This is a genomic window from Nostoc sp. (genome assembly GCF_036917635.1).
Taxonomy (GTDB): domain Bacteria; phylum Cyanobacteriota; class Cyanobacteriia; order Cyanobacteriales; family Nostocaceae; genus Nostoc.
Window position 1 is genome coordinate 1 of the sequence record NZ_JBALCW010000115.1, and the last position, 20295, is coordinate 20295.

At 41.3% G+C, this 20295-nt stretch carries 15 protein-coding genes and 1 pseudogene; 8 read left to right on the forward strand and 8 right to left on the reverse strand.

What is annotated here, in order from left to right; translation table 11 throughout:
* Window positions 1-38: 38 nt before the first annotated feature.
* Window positions 39-1172 carry a transporter substrate-binding domain-containing protein gene (locus V7K32_RS27925; protein ID WP_334998090.1) on the reverse strand — a complete coding sequence of 378 codons (1134 nt, stop codon included), beginning with the start codon at window positions 1170-1172 and terminating at the stop codon, window positions 39-41.
* 463 nt (window positions 1173-1635) lie between these two features.
* Here V7K32_RS27925 and V7K32_RS27930 point away from each other — a divergent pair, with 463 nt between their 5' ends.
* Window positions 1636-3921, forward strand: coding sequence for a PAS domain-containing hybrid sensor histidine kinase/response regulator (locus tag V7K32_RS27930; RefSeq protein ID WP_334998092.1), 2286 nt, complete (start codon window positions 1636-1638; stop codon window positions 3919-3921).
* A 579-nt stretch (window positions 3922-4500) separates the two neighbouring features.
* On the opposite strand, the gene V7K32_RS27935 is transcribed toward V7K32_RS27930, so the two are convergent.
* Window positions 4501-6483: a zinc metalloprotease HtpX gene (locus tag V7K32_RS27935; protein ID WP_334998094.1), complete on the reverse strand. Its 1983-nt coding sequence runs from the start codon at window positions 6481-6483 to the stop codon at window positions 4501-4503.
* A 411-nt stretch (window positions 6484-6894) separates the two neighbouring features.
* Here V7K32_RS27935 and V7K32_RS27940 point away from each other — a divergent pair, with 411 nt between their 5' ends.
* The 3 genes from V7K32_RS27940 (at window position 6895) to V7K32_RS27950 (ending at window position 9128) form a co-directional block, all read left to right on the forward strand.
* On the forward strand, window positions 6895-8202 hold the full coding sequence (locus tag V7K32_RS27940) for a glutamate-5-semialdehyde dehydrogenase (RefSeq protein ID WP_334998096.1): 1308 nt from the start codon (window positions 6895-6897) through the stop codon (window positions 8200-8202).
* Between the two features lie 276 nt (window positions 8203-8478).
* Complete coding sequence (locus tag V7K32_RS27945) at window positions 8479-8952, forward strand: type II toxin-antitoxin system VapC family toxin (protein WP_334998147.1); 474 nt, start codon at window positions 8479-8481, stop codon at window positions 8950-8952.
* 2 nt (window positions 8953-8954) lie between these two features.
* Window positions 8955-9128, forward strand: a complete 174-nt coding sequence (locus tag V7K32_RS27950; RefSeq protein WP_334998098.1) for a hypothetical protein — start codon at window positions 8955-8957, stop codon at window positions 9126-9128.
* A gap of 99 nt (window positions 9129-9227) precedes the next feature.
* Here V7K32_RS27950 and V7K32_RS27955 read toward each other — a convergent pair whose 3' ends face one another.
* Entirely contained in the window at window positions 9228-9737 is a 510-nt protein-coding gene (locus V7K32_RS27955; protein WP_334998100.1) for a GNAT family N-acetyltransferase, read from the reverse strand.
* 165 nt (window positions 9738-9902) lie between these two features.
* The gene (locus V7K32_RS27960) at window positions 9903-11315 is read right to left on the reverse strand and encodes an isochorismate synthase (RefSeq protein ID WP_334998102.1); all 1413 of its coding nucleotides are present in this window, start codon (window positions 11313-11315) and stop codon (window positions 9903-9905) included.
* 331 nt (window positions 11316-11646) lie between these two features.
* Here V7K32_RS27960 and menA point away from each other — a divergent pair, with 331 nt between their 5' ends.
* The 3 genes from menA to V7K32_RS27975 are packed head-to-tail and all read left to right on the forward strand — an operon-like array spanning window position 11647 to window position 15039.
* On the forward strand, window positions 11647-12543 hold the full coding sequence (gene menA, locus V7K32_RS27965) for a 2-carboxy-1,4-naphthoquinone phytyltransferase (protein WP_334998104.1): 897 nt from the start codon (window positions 11647-11649) through the stop codon (window positions 12541-12543).
* A 55-nt stretch (window positions 12544-12598) separates the two neighbouring features.
* Entirely contained in the window at window positions 12599-13651 is a 1053-nt protein-coding gene (locus tag V7K32_RS27970) for an o-succinylbenzoate synthase (RefSeq protein ID WP_334998106.1), read from the forward strand.
* On the forward strand, window positions 13636-15039 hold the full coding sequence (locus V7K32_RS27975) for a 2-succinylbenzoate--CoA ligase (protein WP_334998149.1): 1404 nt from the start codon (window positions 13636-13638) through the stop codon (window positions 15037-15039). The genes V7K32_RS27970 and V7K32_RS27975 overlap by 16 nt, the downstream gene beginning before the upstream one ends.
* Here the strand turns inward: V7K32_RS27975 and V7K32_RS27980 are convergent.
* The 4 genes and pseudogenes from V7K32_RS27980 to V7K32_RS27995 all read right to left on the reverse strand — a co-directional run bounded on the left by V7K32_RS27980 (window position 15032) and on the right by V7K32_RS27995 (window position 18266).
* Window positions 15032-15478 (reverse strand): acyl-CoA thioesterase, encoded by a 447-nt coding sequence (locus V7K32_RS27980; RefSeq protein WP_334998108.1) that lies wholly within the window; start codon window positions 15476-15478, stop codon window positions 15032-15034. The genes V7K32_RS27975 and V7K32_RS27980 overlap by 8 nt on opposite strands.
* Before the next feature lie 324 nt (window positions 15479-15802).
* A pseudogene (locus tag V7K32_RS27985) lies at window positions 15803-16093 on the reverse strand (zinc ribbon domain-containing protein); the annotation flags it as partial.
* A complete protein-coding gene (locus tag V7K32_RS27990; protein ID WP_334998109.1) occupies window positions 16080-16259 on the reverse strand; it encodes a hypothetical protein in 180 nt (59 codons plus the stop codon). The gene V7K32_RS27990 and the pseudogene V7K32_RS27985, both read right to left, overlap by 14 nt.
* A gap of 609 nt (window positions 16260-16868) precedes the next feature.
* A complete protein-coding gene (locus V7K32_RS27995) occupies window positions 16869-18266 on the reverse strand; it encodes an amidase (RefSeq protein ID WP_334998111.1) in 1398 nt (465 codons plus the stop codon).
* Between the two features lie 412 nt (window positions 18267-18678).
* Between V7K32_RS27995 and V7K32_RS28000 the strand changes: the two genes are divergently transcribed.
* Window positions 18679-20130: a hypothetical protein gene (locus V7K32_RS28000; RefSeq protein ID WP_334998113.1), complete on the forward strand. Its 1452-nt coding sequence runs from the start codon at window positions 18679-18681 to the stop codon at window positions 20128-20130.
* The last annotated feature ends 165 nt before the right edge of the window (window positions 20131-20295 follow it).

Consider the following 20295-nt stretch of genomic DNA (forward strand, 5'->3'; position numbering starts at 1 on the left):
TGCCATGAAAATGCCTGAATTCCTTTATGAACTGGAACTTAGGCTCTGTAAGACATAATTCCTCCTCGCAAGGTCAAAATCAGCGAACGTACAGGAAGAATGCCGTAGCTTTCTTCACGCAAAATACTGCCAACAATGTGTACTTTCCCTTTGCCTTCGTTGGCAGCATAGAACAGAAGTACAGGCGCATCAAATACCACAGCATCAGCTTTTTTTGTTTGCAGAGCATTGTAAGCTTGCTCAATTTTGGTAACTTCTAAAACTGAAATCTTATGTTCTCGGAGATATGCAGAGGCTGTGCTACCGGCGGTTGTGGCCACTACCTTACCAGGTAAATCGTCTATACTCTTAATATCTCCCTGAAGCTGTTGTACTGTCAATGAGGTAGTAGCACTGGCTGTAAAGTAGGCAACGAAAAGCACTCCAATGAACATCCAGACAATACCTACTAAGCGTCCCAGTACTCCTTTAGGCATTTCGTCAGCTTGGGTTGCTAATGTGGCAGCTGCCCACCAACAAGCTTTGAAAATACCAGGAAAGTATGATTTGGGAATCATCCCATCTTTATGATGCCGCTCAGATAACCAAATAATATGGGCTGCTAGGACAATTAATACTAGAGCAATGCCTATTACCTGCAAGAGGCTAGTAGAGAAAAATAATGGCAAAATATTTGGGAAGGCATTGTTGTTGGTTTCTGAGTTTCTTACCATAATTTGCAGCCCCCCAGCCAAAATAGGTAATGAGAAATCAAAATTATGCTGGCGTTCGGCTGTAATGGAAATAGCTCCAATCCCCAAATTAGCTTTGTTGTCTTTAATAGCAGAAAGCAGTTCTGGCACAGAAGAATATTCAATAAATTTAGACTCTACACCTATTTGCTTGGCGATACTGCGCCAGAGGTCGATACTAAATCCTGATAACTCACCTTTGTCTGGTATCACCAAGGGCGGTATAACTCGTGTAGCTACTAATAATGGTTGTTGGAGTTGTGGTTTTTGAGCCAGTCCTGGGGATGCTATTAACAACAATGCCAGAATCCCACCTATTAATCCTATGCAGCTATACAGGGCTAAGGAACGCCTGGTTTTGTTTTTACGGTCATATCTGCCTATCGGGTTTTTTCTTTGAGCTATAATTTGGGGAAATCTAGTAGCGATCGCATTTCTCATCAGAATTTTCTAGGGGTTGTATGCAAGTCTATTTCTCATCCCCACTCCATATCAAATATCATATTTATCATCCCCCTAAAACCAGTGATTGCGAATTAAGCATAGCCTAATGAAGCGATCGCAATGACAAATTATGTTTTTACACATTTGGGATGCTCCCCTGTAAGCCATATTCGCCAAGTTCTCGACCAATATGATTTAGACGCGTATCAGCTTATTATCTTTCTTGCTGTACAGCCCTCTAGATGGATTTCTTTATAAATTATTTATTTTAAAATACTACCTAGAGGTTGAGTCAACTATAATTATTGTGTCTAATCCACTTTGTAGAACTCGCGTTGTCAAAACAAACCTCTATCTTTTGAGCAATAGCTTTGAGATCAGCTTTTAGCATAGATTTGGGCTTATATCTGCTTAATTTTTCCTCTGGCGCGCGCGTTTTAGTTTTAGCAAAGTGAGCAACATGAATGTAGACGATTTTAGTCAAGAAATAGAAACATTTAGCTCACGGGTGACAGGATTATTGCAAAGCACTGCCAGTGAGCCTAACCCGCAACAAGAGCTAACGGCTGAAGCTTTTGAAGAACTTAAAATCACTTTGGAAGAACTGAAAATTGCCTCCGAGGAACTACAAGCAACGCGAATGGTAGTCGAGAAGGAGCGTCAGCGCTACCAAGAATTATTTGATTTTGCGCCTGATGGTTACTTGGTAACTGATACGAATGGTATTATCGGGGAAGCTAACCTTGCTGCTACCATACACCTCAATGTTTTACAGCGATTTTTGATTGGCAAACCGCTACTTACTTTCATTGCCAGGTCAGATCATCAACATTTTTTTAATTACCTAACTCAGTTGCAGCATCTCGACCGGGGCGGGGAATGGGAAGTATGTTTACAACCACGGGAAAAAATCTGTTTTGATGTTGCTTTGACAGTAGTTACTGTCCGTAACGAGGAAGGTAAGCCAGTTGCTCTGCGCTGGCTAATGCGCGACATTACCAAGCGCAAGCGTTTAGAGTCGGAGCGCGAAGAGTTATTTGCCAGCGAACGAGCCGCCCGAATTTCAGCCCAAGCAGCACAGAGGCGTTCTAATTTTTTGGCTGAAGCAAGTCGTGTATTGGCATCTTGTTTAGACTACCGGATCACTTTAACCAGCGTCGCGCAATTGGCAGTGCCTACCCTAGCCGATTGGTGTATTGTAGATGTCGTTGAAAATAATTCGGCAGTCTTCAATAACCCAGTGATAGCTGCATCTGAACCGCAGAAGGAAGCAATAGTAAGAGAATTGCGACAACGCTATCCAATTGCTGTTGATGCTGATTATGCGCCAGCGAAGGTTTTACGAACTGGTAAGTCGGAACTGGCTACAAACATTATTGAGTCGTCATTACAGAGAAATGCATCAAACGAAGAACACCTGAGTCTGCTGCACCAACTCCAACTTAAGTCTCAGATGACTGTGCCATTGCTGGTGCGTGAACGCAAGCTGGGGACAATTGTATTTGCATCTGCACAACCAGGACGGCATTACACTATTGTAGACCTGGCAATGGCTGAAGAACTTGCCCAACGGGCAGCGTTTGCCATTGAAAATGCACAGCTTTATCGGCAAGCCCAGGAAGCTAACCGAATTAAAGACGAGTTTTTAGCGATCGTTTCTCACGAACTTCGGACACCTCTTAACTCTATGCTGGGTTGGGTTCAAATTATCCGTAATCGAAAATTGGACGAGGCAAGTACCTTTAAGGCACTGGCGACAATCGAGCGCAATGCTCAACTCCAGAGGAAATTGATCGAAGATATCCTGGATGTTTCCCAGATTATACAAGGTAAAATCCGCCTAAATCTCCGTAAAGTTGACCTGGTAATTGTAATTAACGCAGCGATTGAAGCTATATATCCCACATCTGAAATTAAGGATATTCGAGTTGAGTCTTACCTTGATTCCTCAGTAGGTGAAGTTATAGGTGATTCAGAACGCCTGCAACAAGTCGTCTGGAATTTGCTCTCTAATGCTGTCAAATTTACACCCAGTGGAGGACGAATTGAAGTACATCTAAAGCAGGTAAACTCAAATGCCCAGATAACTGTGTCTGACACAGGTAAGGGAATTAATGCTGACTTTCTACCTTTTATATTTGAGCGCTTTCGTCAAGCTGATAGCACAACTACTAGAGCCGAGGGTGGTTTGGGGCTGGGACTGTCAATTGTGCGCTACATACTAGAAATGCACTCAGGCATTGTCCACGCAGCTAGCGAAGGAGAAGGACGGGGAGCAACATTTACAGTGCTGTTATCCACCATAGAATCGCAACAAGAGGAGCAAATTAAAGAGAGGGAAGTAAAAGCCGATAACCTCTTAGCGCTCAGAGGCTTACAAATACTTGTTGTGGATGACAATAGCGATACACGCGATTTAGTTTCCTTTATTCTGGAACAGTCTGGTGCAGAGGTGATATCGGTTAGCTCAGTAGCGGAAGCTTTAGAAGCGCTGGAACGATTGGAACCAGATGTTTTAGTCAGTGATATCGGAATGCCAAATGAAGATGGTTATGCGCTGATTCGCAAAGTGCGAATCAGCGAAGTAGCTCGATTCAAAAAAATTCCAGCTGTAGCACTGACGGCCTTTGCTAGAGATGAAGAGTCGAAGCTGGCTCTGCAAGCTGGATTCCACGTTCATCTCTCCAAACCAATCGAGCCAGAAAAGTTGGTGAGTGTGGTGGCGAACCTGGTTAAAGGCAGCTAACAAGTTTAATGTACAATTAAGCTTTTGGTAAAACCTGCCGCTAATATAGCAAATGACCTAACCCCAGTAGGGGCATGGCATTGCCATGCCCCTACGGTAATATATATAGCGGTTGTCGTTCATGTGAGGTACACCCGTAGGGGCAATTCATGAATTGCTCCTACACCTTGCGATGTAATTTTGTACCGCATCTGAATGGGAACCGCTATCAATACTACTCGGATAAGACTAAAAACCTTGTGTAGAGACGCGAAATTTCGCGTCTCTACAGGTCTAAGGGACTTCCAAGAAATAAATTACCCAATCTTGTGGGGTGGGCATCTTGCCCGCCCTTGTATATGGGCGGGCAAGATGCCCACCCCACAAGAAGTAGTTGAGTATTTTTTTATTTGGAAGTCCCTAAAACACTATCGAAAAATCCAAAAACCGAGCAGTATTGGAACCGCTATATATCAGGGTTTCCGTGAATTGGTATGATTTATAAGTTGCATAAAAAAAGGAGGTAGTGACTAACTACCTCCTGACAAATTAAAGCTTGGATGGACTGAGAAATGCTTTGACAGCAGGCGAGAAACTCAGCTAACTGCTCAAGAACATAATCAAGACCACTCCCAGGATAATCGATCCACCGCCAAGGATGAATGACCAAAAGCGATGGTAACTATTAACAATGGTGCCATTTTCACTTTGAAGTTGAATCAAATCCATCCAAGGTGCAATACCTCGACGGAACCAACCTACCGCCCCAACTTGTTCGCCAATCAAGCTTTTGACTCGTTTCATCCCAAACAAGAAATTGCCGATAGGGCCAAAGCGTGAGGCGTAACGCAGATAAAGCATCCCACTACGATCCTGAATTTTTAAATCGGAACCAAATTTATAACCAGCATCGCCACGACCAATTAGTTGACCTTTAAGTTTTGCTGGTTGTCCACGCAACGGACTGGCGTAAGGGTCTGACATCAGGGTGAGAATATCGGTTTCTGCTGCTTGTTTGTAGTCGGGGAACATCACCAAGGCTTTAACAATAATCCCCATCCCTAAGCCAATTAGTGGCGCACCAAATGCTAAACCTGTGTTTGGCGAACTTGACCACAGAATCACACCCATTACCAAGCCAATTAAGAAACATATAGTTTCAGCACCATACAGCACAACATCTAAAAAGAAGTTACTGTAAAGCCTACTCTTACTCAGAGTTTTGCCTTCTTTGATAACTCGCCCCATATCGAACTCAGTCGGTAAACCCAACTGTTCGGCATAGGTGCTTAATGCACGAACTCGTTTCCCTGTCAATGGATGAGTAGAATTTAATTCCATCCACCAGCCCCAAGGGTTAAACATATCCCACAAAAAGACGCGACCAACTTTTTGGGGATCGGATGCAAGACGGTAGGCGGTTCCTGTGGAAGCGGCGGCTTTATGGTCATAGATACCCAAGGCGCGAGTCCCTTCAATTAAACGGCTGGGTTCTTGTGTCCGTGAACCTTCTTCTAATATCCCGTAGGCAATCTTCACCAAAGCGCGGGATAATCCATTGGGATTACCTGTACTTTCTGCTGCAAAGTGGTCAGCAAAATATTCTCGTGTGCGAGAGAGGTACAGCAGTAAGTAAGTACCAATGAGATAAAACACGTAGGCGACTAAGGCAGCAGTTTGCATAGCATCTTTAATTTTGCGATCGCCACCACGCCCTAATCTTATAGCTGTGCTGTAAATCAGGTAGGAAATCTGCACTAAGGTAGAAGCTACTGTCATCACTGCGAAGTCCCAGTGGACGATATGCCCCAATTCATGGGCGTAGACGGTAGCAATTTCATCGTCATCCAGGTATGTGAAAAGTCCCTGACTGACTACTAAACGGGCGCTATTAGGTAATGAGCCATAAGTAAAAGCCGTGGGGTTTTGGTCGTTAATGATGCCCAAACGGGGCGTTTTTAGCTTTTTATGTTCACAGACTTGGCGAATAACTTTAGCGGTCTCTGGACTGAGGCTTTCAACTTCTGCTAACTCTACCCAGCGAGTTTGGTAAAGCCAGCTTTGGGTTAAGTCCATGAGAAATGGAGACAAGAAAAAGGCGGCGATATTAAAAACTAGAGTAATACCAATAGCGATCGCTAGTCCTTGCTGGGGATTGTCGCTACCCAAAATAAATACTAAACTCAAACCTAAAGCGAAGACCATGCCAAATAGCAAGGTCATGGTGACACCAGAAGCTAACGCCAAACTACCACCCACACCCCCCATCGCTAACTTCATCCCAGTAGTGGCGGCGCGACCGGCTTTTTGATTGGTGTTAGATGGCGTTTGGCCCAAGGATTGACTAGCTTTTTGCGCCCAACTGCGAGCCTGTGGGTTTTCACTCATGATTAACTTTTGACACAGCATCTTAGCTTTTTCGATTTCGCCTGTGGCTTGATAGGCTTTGATCAGCCACATCTGTGCTGAAAGATAATCTGAGGAATCACGTTCAACGCAATCGCGGCAGAATTGTTCGAGTAATTCAACCGCTTCTTGATAACGTTTCTGTTTTAAGGCATCTAATCCAGATTGCAATGACATAAAATCTCCCTAGCAAAGGAGTGGTATTTGATCGATCAATACTCAATAGATCCAGCGATCGTCATCACAATTTCGTAAAAATTAAAATATTGGCAGTATAAATTACTTACTTAAGGAAAAGACTAGAGAAACATACATTATGATGTCTCTCTAGTCTCCGGTACGCATAAATCATTTTTAAGACTTTCAAATAAGCTCTGTAACAATACTTATAATATTTTAAATGCTGTAAGTTTAGTACCTTTAATTTGTTTGTGTTCGATAATTATAGAATAAATGTTTTGAACCAAGTTTTGCTTCACCCGATTGGAGTAATCATTGATTACCCAGATGGTTCACCCGATTGGGGGAAGACGATAAGCAATGATGAACTGACATTGATAAAATGAGGAAAAGGTAAAGATTTGTACTATGACTATTCTTAACATTGCTTCTGGGCTAATTGCGATCGCAGGACAAACCCGCCAAGCTGCAAGTAAATTAGCGATTCTCTCCACTGAGGCAAAAAATCAGGCACTTGTTGCGATCGCTGAAGCTTTAGAATCAGCTAGAGATGAAATTTTACAAGCAAATGTTGCTGATTGTGAAGCTGCTGATGCTGAAGGAATTCCCCAACCGCTTTACAAACGCTTGCAGTTGGATGAACATAAATTAAGAGATGCGATCGCAGGGGTACGAGATGTTGGTAAGCTAGCCGATCCTATCGGTAAACTACAGATTCACCGCGAAATTGACACTGGTTTAATTTTGAAGCGAATTACTTGTCCTTTAGGTGTTTTAGGAATTATTTTTGAAGCCCGTCCAGAAGCAGCGATTCAAATTGTTTCTTTAGCGATTAAATCGGGTAATGGTGTGATTCTCAAATGTGGAAAAGAAGCGGTGCGTTCTTGTGAAGCAATAGTTAAGGCAATTAAACAAGGATTATCTCAAACTGCTGTTAACCCTGATGCGGTACAGTTGCTCACAACTAGAGAAGAAACTCTAGAACTTTTGAAGTTAGATAAATATGTAGATTTAATTATTCCCAGAGGTTCTAATTCTTTTGTGCGCTTTGTGCAAGAAAATACACGGATTCCAGTATTAGGCCACGCTGATGGAATTTGTCATCTTTATATAGATAAAGCAGCAGATATTTCTAAAGCAGTTCCGATTACAGTAGATGCAAAAGCCCAATATCCGGCTGTTTGTAATGCGATTGAAACTTTGCTAGTTCACCAATCAATTGCTAGAGAGTTTTTGCCAAAAGTTGCTGAGGCTTTGCAAGAACGGCATGTAGAATTAAGAGGTGATAAACGCACTTTGGAAATTTTATCTAGCATTGTAGCTGCAACAGAAATAGATTGGGAAACAGAATACAGCGATTATATTTTGTCTATTAAGATTGTAGACTCTATAGAAGGTGCGATCGCACATATTAACGAATATGGTTCTCGTCATACTGACGCGATTATTACTGAAGATTCAACATCTGTAGAAACTTTCTTTGGATTGGTAAATTCAGCTAATATATTCCACAATTGTTCTACCAGATTCGCTGATGGTTTCCGCTATGGTTTCGGTGCAGAAGTAGGAATTAGTACGCAACAAATGCCACCGCGTGGCCCTGTTGGTTTAGAAGGATTAGTGACATATAAATATCAAATGACTGGTGATGGTCATATTGTAGCTACTTACACCGGGGCGAATGCTAAAGCTTTTACTCATCAAGATTTAGTGTAAAGTATTCTCAGATATAGGAATCCGGTTTGATTTCTGAAAATATACGTAGGATGTGTTAGCGACAGCGAAACGCATCAAACCCTTGAGAATAGTGCGTTACGAACTCCGTTCTAACACACGCTACAATACCTAATTTCGTTCAGAAATCAAATAGTAATCCTATAGTACGCTATGAAAACAATAGAATTACACTTTTACCTACCTACTTAACTATCACATAACTAAAAAAAGTGGGTATTAGCGGTTGCATCTTACAGAGAATTCTTTATGACCGTTATGAGTGAAACTGTCTATATTGAAACCAGCATAGTAGGATATCTAACTGCTAGGCCCAGCAACAACTTGATTCTCATGGCAAATTTGGAAGCTACGCGCGAATGGTGGGACACTCGCCGAAATCATTTCAACCTCTATATCTCCCAAGTGGTTTTGGATGAGGTGGCGCGAGGTGATATTGAGATGGCGACTAGGCGACTTGAGATAGTCTCTGATTTTCCATTACTCGAAGTAAATAAAGCTGTACAAGATTTAGCAGCGCAATTTCTCACAAGAAGCAATCTTCCACCCAAAGCTGCTGATGATGCACTTCATATTGCTGTGACTACAGTTTACGGTTTGAACTATCTGTTAACGTGGAATTGTAAACATATCGCTAATGCTCAGATGCAGAAAAAATTATCACAGATTAGTCTTGAAGCTGGATACGAGCTACCGACAATTTGTACACCTTATGAATTAATGGGAGAGTAAAAATGTGGAAAGATGAAGTTCTGGAAGAGATTTACAGAATTCGAGAAGAACATGCCAAGTTATTTAACTACGATTTACAGGCAATTTGTGATGATTTGCAAAAGAAGCAAGCTGCTAGTGAAAGGCAAATAATCTCAGTACCACTCAAACAACCAATTCAGCAGTCTAACAAATAGCTGCACCCAACCCCAGTAAAAAACCTGAAATGGTGCGTTACGGAAGCCCTAACACACCCTACAGCTACTAGAAATACATCTGATAAATCGGTGTATTTTTTATGTTAATAGTTTTTCTGAGTTGTCAAAAGTTTTAATTGGGCCATGCCATCGGTCATCATTTAAAAAAACTTCGTCAAAGGCTCCATTAGTGTATTGATTAATTACCTTGCTCCAAAAGGCTTGTGCGCCTAAGTTAAAAGCAGTCTGCCGTACCTCCCAACTGCCAGGAAACTGGTCGAAAATTTGAGTAGCTACCTGTTCACCAATACCCTGGCTTCGATACCTTCTGAGGATAAAAAACTCGGCAATAGACATAGCATGGTTATCTTGATGAAGGTAGATGTGCTGATTAACAAGTACAAACCCTGCCAGCTTCTCATCAACTTTAACCAAAAATGAGTGTCGCTCAGGTTCTGTCCAATAGTAATCAAGATATCGATAGCCAAACAAGCCGGAAGCATCTACATCTTTAGCTTCTATTTCACTCAGGTCATACTGATATAGTTCCATTAAATTACACAGTACTGACTTTTGTTGTTGAGTAACTTTTACAACTTCGATTTTCATAAAGCATTACAGTTTAAACTATCTGTTAACGTGGAATTGTAAACATATTGCTATGCTCAGATGCAGAAAAAATTATCACAGATTAGTCTTGAAGCTGGGTACGAGCTACCAACAATTTGTACAACTTATGAATTAATGGGACATCGGTGGCTGATAAATTAACCATTAAACTAACGCTTTCAGTAACGCCTGAAGTTTCAGTTGCACCTCTGCAAATTCTTTGTCAGGATCAGATCCCGCGACGATACCAGCACCAGCATACAATCTCGCGCGATCGCCATCAATCAATGCTGAACGAATTCCCACAATAAACTCGCAGTTACCCTGAGAATCTATCCAACCCAGAGGCGCAGCATACAAACCTCTTTCAAAGTTTTCATAACGCCGAATTTCCGCACAGGCTACATCTCGTGCTGCACCGGCAACGGCTGGTGTAGGATGCAATTGAGCGACAATCTTTAATGGATGTATGTTTGCAGGAACTGTAGCGCTGATTGGTGTCCATAAATGCTGGATATTCGATAATTGTCGCAGCCGGGGTGCTAATATTTGGGGTAATAAACCTAGCTGGCATAGGCGTTGTGTAATGAAATCAAGCACCAGTGAATGTTCGTGCTTTTCTTTTTGACTATTAAGCAAGCGATTGGCATTAGCTGCATCTTCAGCAGGGGTTTTACCTCGTGGTGCAGAACCAGCTAAAGCATCAGTAATTAACTGTTGATTATTAATACTAATTAATCTTTCTGGACTTGCACCAATAAAGTTTTGTCCTTTGCCATTACTTATAGAAAAAATATAACAATTAGGATGTATTTGTCTAAGATTATTTAAGGATTTAACTAAGTCAAAGTGATTGCTTGATTTTACATCTAATATATCTGCGAGGACAATCTTGCTTAAATGACTAGACTTAATTTTCTCCAAAACAGATACTACTGAACGTTTAAACCCAGTAGCATTAGTGACAGATTTCTTGTAGAAGTTTGCTGGAAAACTATCAATATTAGCAGAGTAATATTCTAAAGATTGGATAAATTCAATTTTATTTTGCACATTCTCCAATAACCTTGGAATATTTACATTTTCATTGATAATTATATTTGTTACTAATATACAACGTTGATTTTTAACAGCTACTTGCCAACGGGGAAGAAAGATGGTAGCAGATGGAAACGGATAATCTATTTGGGCATTTTTATCAAAAAAGCTGAAATAACAAAAAAAGTGAGGGCCAGAAAAAGGTTGGTTAACGTTACCAAAGTTAATTATATTTTTTAGACAAGATTTGATAAAATGTTCAGCTTGAGTAAAACGATCTATACCATCAATTTGTAATTTTGCCACGGCATCAATTGCTGCGATCGCTTCTCCTTTACCTTTGTCCTCAAAGTAAAAATTTATTTCATTTGCTTGTGTTAGTTTATCTAATACAAGTAGAGGGTCAACTAAATCGATCTCCTGAGAGATACTGACAATTTGCCTGCAATTACTTTTGACGCACTTTTCTTGCACTGCTACCAAAAATTGATATAAATCTTTGTGTACAAAGAGGTTGCTACGACATGGTGAAACTGTCATGGATCTATAGTAAATTTTTTTTAAGTTAACTTCCTAAAGTGTAATTAATCGTGGTCGTATTTCTACAGGTGACATATTAAGTTATCATTTCACCAACGGAGGATTTGCGTTGTTTATGGTGTTCTCAGACCCTGACAAGCCAGTTATAGCCCAAGCCTGGAACGTGAGACTGCAATGATAAAGCTACCATTCCAACAGTTAAAAAGCCCAAATTATAAGTTTTTTAACTTTTGAATGCGTGAATGCCTGACTTTTGCGTAACGGTGCGTCTCTTTAAATTATAAAATCTCAAGTGTAAGTAATTTTCTGGCAATTTAATTAATTACGACTAATGACAACCAAGCAGATTTTATATCCCAACAGTAAGTTATGGATGGCAGCGATTAAACCGCCAATGTACAGCGTTGCCATTATGCCCATTTGGGTAGGAACAGCAGTAGCATTCGCCGAAACTAAAATTTTTAATAGTACAGTATTTTCTACTTTTATAGCTGCGGCAATCTTAATTCTTGCCTGGGAAAATATCAGTAATGATGTCTTTGATTCGGAAACAGGCATCGATCAAAATAAGCACCATTCTCTGGTTAACTTAACAGACAATAAGTCATTAATATTTTGGATAGGAAATTTGTGTTTAGGTTTGGGGTTGCTGGGCATACTAGCGATCGGTTTTTGGCAACAAGACCTAACTGTTATCGGCATCATTTTACTATGCTGTGGTTTAGGCTATATGTACCAAGGACCTCCCTTTCGCTTAGGATATCAGGGTTTAGGCGAGATTCTTTGCTTTTTTGCTTTTGGCCCCTTAGCAGTGGAGGCAGCATATTACAGCCAAACCCAAACTTGGTCAATGACAAGTTTAGCAGTCTCAGTCATTGTCGGGATTGCCACAACCTTAATTTTATTCTGCTCACACTTTCACCAAGTTAAGGATGACATAGCCGCAGGCAAGCGATCGCCTATCGTCCGTCTCGGAACTAAAAAAGGGGCCCAACTCCTAGTTTGGTTTACTGCTAGCATTTATCCCCTGACGTTGCTATTTGTGCTATTGGGAATTTCTCCACCTTGGACGTTATTGAGTTGGGTAAGTTTACCCTTTGCTGTCAAACTATGCCGCCATGTCCAAGAAAATCACAACCAGCCAGACAAAGTTAGTAACTGTAAATTCATCGCCGTAGCCGTGCATTTTTGTGCTTGCTTGCTGCTTGGACTGGGATTTATGCTTTAATGGCATGGAGCATTGGGCATGGAGCATTGGGCATTGGGCAAAGGGAGAATGACTAATGACTAATGACTACAGATTTGAATTTCGTCCTTATCAGCGAAGATTTGTGCAATCGGTTACCACCAATCATGGTAATTGGGATATTCGTAAAGGTATTATTCTCCGGCTTACCGATGAATCAGGTAAAGTAGGCTGGGGAGAAATTGCTCCCATTAGCTGGTTCGGTTCTGAAACCCTAGAACAAGCCTTAGATTTTTGTCGCCAACTCCCAAAAAAAATCGCAGACGAGATAATTTTCTCCATTCCAGATGAGTTACCTGCTTGTCAATTTGGCTTTGAGTCAGCTTGGGAGTGGGGGAGTGGGGAGTGGGGAGTGGGGAGTAGGGGGGATGGAGGGGATAATTTTATCACTCCTAACTCCTCCCTCCTAACTCCAAACTCCTCACTCCTAACTCCTAATTCACTCTTTTTCAGTGCTTTATTACCAGCTGGGGAAGGAGCTTTAAATCAATGGGAAACGTTGTGGGAGGAGGGATATCACACGTTTAAGTGGAAAATTGGTGTGTATGCGATCGCTGATGAGCTAGAAATTTTTGAGTCACTGATATACACCTTACCAGACTTTACCAAACTGCGATTAGATGCTAACGGTGGACTCAGCTATGAAGAAGCTAACTTATGGCTGCAAACTTGCGACAATTTTAAGGCGAATACAGAACTATCCTTAGAAATTGAATTTATCGAACAACCGTTACCCGTTGAGCAATTTCAGCAGATGTTGGAATTGAGTAAGAGTTATGAAACTGCGATCGCAATAGATGAATCTGTTGCTACACTTGGGCAACTCGCCGCCTGTCATCAACAAGGTTGGCGAGGGATTTTTACGATCAAGCCTGGGATAGTTGGATCTCCATCTCGTCTGAGAAAGTTTTGCCAGCAGCATAAAATTGATACTGTATTTTCATCAGTATTTGAAACTGCGATCGGTAGACTTGCAGCACTCCAACTAGCGGCGGAATTATCCCGAAACAATAGGGCAGTTGGTTTTGGCATTGACCATTTTTTTGAACAAGAAGAAACATGGCTTCAAAGTCTATGGAAGGACTTTTAAACTATCTTAATAACCTGGCTCAAAATGATTGGCTTATCGGTTATAATAGCCGTCAATTTAATCAAATAGTTCAAGACTTATATTTAGAACTAACACAATTATCAGCACATGGAATCCCACCAAAAATCATCTTAGCCGAACGCGAACCATTACGGTTTATAGCAAGTTTTATTGCCGCTTGTGCAGCTAATTGCCCAGTTTTTCTTTGTAACCCCGACTGGGTAAAACAAGAATGGCAGCAAGTCTTTGATTTAGTAAAACCAGATATTATTTGGGGAGTAGGTAATAGGGAGTGGGGAATAGGAAATCGAAATTGCGAAGAAATTACTATCATATCCCCCTCATCCCCCCACTCCCCACTCATCATGATTCCCACAGGTGGTTCATCTGGGCAGATTAAATTTGTCATCCATACTTGGGAAACTCTCATCGCATCTGTACAAGGATTTACAGAATACTTTCAACTAAAGCGAGTCAATTCTTTTTGTGTATTGCCGCTATATCACGTTAGCGGTTTAATGCAATTTATGCGCTCTTTCACCACCGGAGGTAAACTGGCTATTCTGCCATTTAAAGCATTAGAAACAAGTCAAATATTCAACATTAAACAATCAGAATTTTTAATATCTTTAGTCCCAACGCAGTTACAAAGACTCCTGCAAAATCCAGAATTAACTCAATGGCTATCTCAATTTAATACTGTACTTCTGGGAGGTGCGCCAGCATGGAACGAACTATTAGAAAAAGCTAGATTTCATCGCATCCGGTTAGCGCCTACTTATGGTATGACAGAAACAGCCTCTCAAATTGCTACCCTCAAACCCGATGATTTTCTCAGGGGTAAAATTAGCAGTGGTGAAATTCTTCCCCATGCAAAAGTAACTATTCGCAATCAGCAAGGCGAGATTTTAAATTCCAATCAAATCGGAAATATCACGATTTATGCTCAATCTTTAGCCCTTGGCTACTATCCGATAACTAGAGAAAATCAAGCAGATTTCCAAGTAGATGATTTAGGTTTTTTAGACGAGCAAGGTCATTTAAATATTGTCGGACGGAACAGCGACAAAATTATTACAGGTGGAGAAAATATTTACCCAGCAGAGATTGAATCAGCGATACAAGCAACTCAATTGGTTGTCGATATTTGTGTCATCGGCATCCTAGATAAACATTGGGGACAAGCCTTAACAGCGATTTATATTCCCAAAAAATCAAATACCTCTGCCTTAAAAATCCAAACTCTACTCCAAGACAAACTCAGCAAATTTAAAATTCCCAAATATTGGATTCCCCAGCAAAACTTACCCCGCAACTCCCAAGGTAAAATCAACCGCCAAAAATTACAGGAAATAGCCAAAGAATTCCTCCAAAATCCCATCACATAATCTCTCTCGCCTTTCTTCTCTCTGCGCCCTCAGCATCTGGGCGCTTCGTCTCCAACCACTGAATAATCTCATCAGGTAATTCCTGTTTAGTTGTACTACTCACATTAATACAAACATGCTTAGTAATAGCCTTAGCAACCACCACCTCAGCCACTGTAATTTCGTAACTAATTTCAAACTTATCACCACCTATTTTTTGAGGAATTAAACTAATTAGCAACTTGTCTCCCGCAAACATAGGGCGCAAAAAATCGACACTAGCATGAACAATCGGGAAAGCTACAGATGGATTAGTAAAAAAATCTTTAAGATTAATACTTGATGCTTCTAAAGATTCTTCATAAGCTTCATGGCAAATACCCAAAACATTACCAAAATAAACTACTCCAGCAGCATCAGTATCTTGAAAGCGAACCGTGCGGTTATAAGTAAAAGACATTTTTTATAGTTAAATATTGAAAAAACAGCAGGTTTATCGACTGTACAAACTATAGCGGTTCCCAATTGCATAGAATACAGACCTAACAAGAACAGCCCCTTCGCTTTTAGCGTTGGGAAGTAAGATTCAAAGCCTCTCTGATTTTAGGCTACGGTGTACACACAAGTCTGAAATAGCTGATTAACCAAGGTTTTACCCCATCCTAACCCTCCCCGATATATTGGGGAGGGAACTAGATTTATTGTTTCCCCCCTTATAAAGCTACGGTCTACACACAAGTCTTGTCGCAGCCATATCTTTATAGGGATAAATTCCATCTGTGAACTACCCCAACTTACCGAGTACGGTTGAAGTTGGGGCTTCTGTAATCACAGGGGAGTGCCTAAACTTAGACTTTCGCCCAAGAGTAGGACTTACCTTCCCTCCTACAGCAGAGACGGCTGAACCTTCCGCCTTTATCATTCTGATACCCTCTGCTCTAATATTTGCTGCGGCGTTCCCATCACGATCGTGATGAGTACCACAATGAGGACAAGTCCACTCACGGACTTCCAACGGCATCTCACCTATTTGATAGAAACAATTAGAACAGAGTTTGGAACTAGGGAACCATCTGTGTTTTCGTCGTCGCCCGGCTATCCATCCCCTGAGCTATAGACGGATGGGGAATTCCGCCGAATTCGTTAAAGACGGGGTATTCGTAAATCTCGTACTGCGTTTCTATCCCGCCTCGGAATAAATTCCGAGTCTCATAGCTGAAGTCCACGCTTTGTGGACTCAACGAACAATTTAGTCCACTTAGGGACTGACAAGAAATAAATTATTCCAATAAACGAACCTTATTAGACACAGAGAACGCAGAGAGAAGAAATAGAGAGAGTTTTTGCGTCGGTTTTGGAACATTTTTTTATTTGGAAGTCCCTTAAGTGGACTTCAGCTAAAAGCCAAAGAACTTAGGACTTACGCACTGTACAAACGAAACCTCTTGTGTATTGACGTAAATAGGTCGTTTCAGCCTTTTAAAAACCACCTGCGATCGCAAAAAAGTGGTTGAAAAATCTAGTCAAAAGCGTTGAAAAGCATATCTGCTATTTTGGTCTTTCTGTCAATGCGTAAGTCCTAGAACTAAAGTTCTAGGCGGGATGTCGGTTAAAATGCTACTCCTGGTTATAGTTCACAAGTACTAATGAACTTGTGACAGTTAGGGTGCCGAAGGTGGGTTGCATGATTAGCTGACTTTTCACGGTATCGGAAAAACCTCACTTCTATTTCTCTCTTCTTAAAGGAAGAGAGACTTTGAATTTTGCCACTTAGAGTGTCGGGAAGGAGGTTAAGGGGTTAGGTTTTCGTGGACTTTTCCACATAAGGTGAAAAATCAGGCATGATTAGCCTATATTGCAAAGGCTGGACGATGATGTATCCAAGGGTTAGCTGCTTCTAATTGTGCTGCTAGGCTCATCAGTGTGGCTTCAGCCGCAGGTTTACCAATTAGCTGCACACTCATGGGTAAACCATTACTATCAAAGCCGACAGGAATTGCGATCGCAGGTTGTCCAGTTGCATTCGCAGCCGGACAAGGGGCAACCCACTCAATAATATTTTGGAATGTCTCTTCTGGACTCAAAGAAGCCCATTCCCCAACGCGGATAGGTGAATGTAAATAAACTGGCAATACCAGCACATCCACGCTATCGAAAAACGCTACAATTTGCCGTGCTACTATCTGCATTTGAGAAACTGCTTGCAGGTACTGGGCAACAGAACCTGTGCGGGCAAATAACCAGCGATTCACTGGCTGCATGGCTTCAACCGGAAGTCCTGATGCAGCTACCCCAGCTTGCCAGACGATTTGAAATGGTTCAACTAAGCCGCTAAAATCTGGAGATTTCTGTTCAACGTGGTGGCCGAGTTGTTCTAATAACTCAACTGTTTGGCGGACTCCTTGCTGACAATTGGCGTCAGCTTCTCCCAAAGGAGAAATGCTAGTTTCAAAAGCAATTCGCAAAGCACCGAGTTTTGCCCCAGTGGCGGCGAGAAATGATGGTTCGGGATCTGGCAACCAGTAAGGATCGCCTGTTGTATAGCCAGAGATGGCATCCAAAAGGGCAGCAGCATCAGCCACAGTCCGGGCGATCGGGCCGTTGACGGCAATTCCGGCGAGGCGTTCGCCTACGGGTGCTTTACTCACCCTGCCCCTGGATGGCTTAATTCCCACCAAACCACAACAAGCCGCAGGCCCCCGAATTGAACCACCGCCATCAGAACCTTGAGCGATCGCACATAATCCCCCTGCTACCGCCGCCGCCGCCCCACCACTGGAACCGCCAGGGGTGTATTCTAAATTCCACGGATTTCTAGCTGGGGGAAAACCCATAGGTTCACTGTATGGAAACGAACCTAATTCAGAAGTGGCTGTTTTACCGAGAATAGTAAACCCAGCTTGCTTAATCCGCGTCACAACCCCATCATCATAATTAGGGATATTATTCAGTAATGCTGGATTTCCATAAGTGCAAGTAATATCTGCTACAGCATTAAGGTCTTTAATGGAAATCGGCACACCAAAAAATGGCGGTAGTTCTGAAGTAGTTGTCAATAATTCTGTTTTGGCTTTGGCATCTGCAATCGCTAATTCTGCCGTGACTGTAAAATAGCTTCCTAATTGGGGATTCAACCGCCCAATCCGTTCTAAATATATTTCCACTAACTCTAGCGGTGATACTTCCCGGCGACGAATTAATTGCGCCAACTCTAGTGCTGGGGTAAATGCTAAATCAACTTCATTCATAAGTTAGTGAATGGGTAGTTTTGGCCTTCTCTGGGATTTTTAAACTTAAATTGTTACTTTAGCAGGATTTGCGGGAACTATACATTTTATAGCTGCTGAGATTTGCCACTTAAGGAGCAGGGGAGGGGGGATGAGGGGGATAAGGAGAATTGGGGAGGGGAAAGAGTTGTTGCAAGTTCTTACCTCTTTAGGACTTAGGCAAGAGTTACGGAATAACGAACCTTATTAGGCAAAGAGTTGCCAGTGCGCCCTTGCGGGTTAAGAGACTTGAAGCAACTGGCGCGACACGGAGAAATAAGAGTTTGAGAGATATTTTGCGTAAGTCCTACTCTTGTCCCCTACTTCCTTGCCTCTTTTTCAAGCCATTTTAATTGTTTCGCACAAACTTTCGACAAATCCCTAAAGGGTATCTATGGCTAACCTAGAAATACTTGTTAGTGAATTGCCAACACTGATTCAGAATCTAAAACTGACTATTGGCGATTCTAATCAAATTATGGAGCAAATTATCCTGATCAATAATATTCAGGAACAACTACGGAATATTAAGAAATTAATTGCTCAGGAATTGAAATTTGAGAATATCAAAAATTCTGCGATCGCTACACTTCCTCGAATAGTTACTGTAGCTAGCTTGTTTATACCTAGTGTGGGATTAGTAGATCCTGCGATCGCAGGAAAATTTGGCCTCTCAAAAACTCAAATTTCCTTAACTGAACTAGAATCAAAAATTGATGTCTGGAGCGAATGGGGCTATTTTTTGCAAGCAATAGCTACTGATCTTCTCAGCGATCTTCAGTTGGTCAATCAACTAAATTCTGATATTAATCATTTCAGTCTCCGCGCCCAATTTCAGGTTATTGCTGAAAGTTTAAAGATTAACTTCGACTTTAGTAACTCTAAAATTTTACAAGGCCAAATTTACAAAATTAGCAATTATCAAAAGGAATTGTTAGAGTTGCAGGAAAAATTAAATTATATTTTTTATACTATCAAAAATAGTCATAATTTATTAAATATTTTATTAGGCGTGTCTGCTTTTTATGGTAAATATGGGTTTGCTTTAGAATGGTTAGATGATGACCACGAATTAATTATATCGAGTCAGGGAAAATTTCAAGAGCTGACAGATATTCTCAATGATTGTGATTATTTCCAAGAGCAAATTGCTGCTTTAATTATCCAGGCTGACACTTTAAGGGAACAGGCAGAACAAGCCCTAAAAAAGATTGAACAGGAAAGTAGTAAAGAGCCAATTATTAGCCAGGATGTAGAAATAGCAACAAAGTTTTCGACACAAAAAATAGTCCGTTCGGCTTTGTTCATAGCCTCAAGTTTACTAATCTTGGGTTTTGGTGGTTGGAAAATTAAAGAGCAAAAGATGAGTCTAAGTTTAACTCAAGAAGAGAGTGCGATCGCAAAGTTTAAATCTGCTCAAAAATTTGGTCTGGAGGCTGCTTCTTTAGTTCAAAAACCACCACATCCTCTAAAAGTTTGGCAACAAGCACAAAACAAATGGCATCAGGCAATAATCTTGTTAGATAGTATTCCTAATGAAACATCAGTTTCTGCTCGAGCAAATAAGAAATTGGCTTACTATCAAATTAACTATAAATCTATCACTCAAAAAGTGTTAATTGAAAAAAAAGCCTTAGCAAACTTAGAATCAGCCCAAAAACTAGCAACAGAAGCTAATTTATTTGCCCAAAATCCACCTCACTCGCTACTAATTCGCCAGCAAGCAAAAGATAAATGGAAACAAGCAATCAATTTATTAGAAGTGATTCCAGAGAGTACGTCTATCTCTATACAGGCTAAACAAACACTTCCTATTTATAAAACTAACTATGCGGCTATCAGATAAATATAGCCCTTATAAGTAAACCGCGTCTATCTTGAAACCTGTAGTTCTTCAGTGATGAAAAGGATTTGCCCTCATCCCCCAACCCCGAATCCCAAAATTGGGATTCGGGGAGCCAGAATTTCAAAGTCCCTCTCCCATATCTGGGAGAGGGATTTAGGGTGAGGG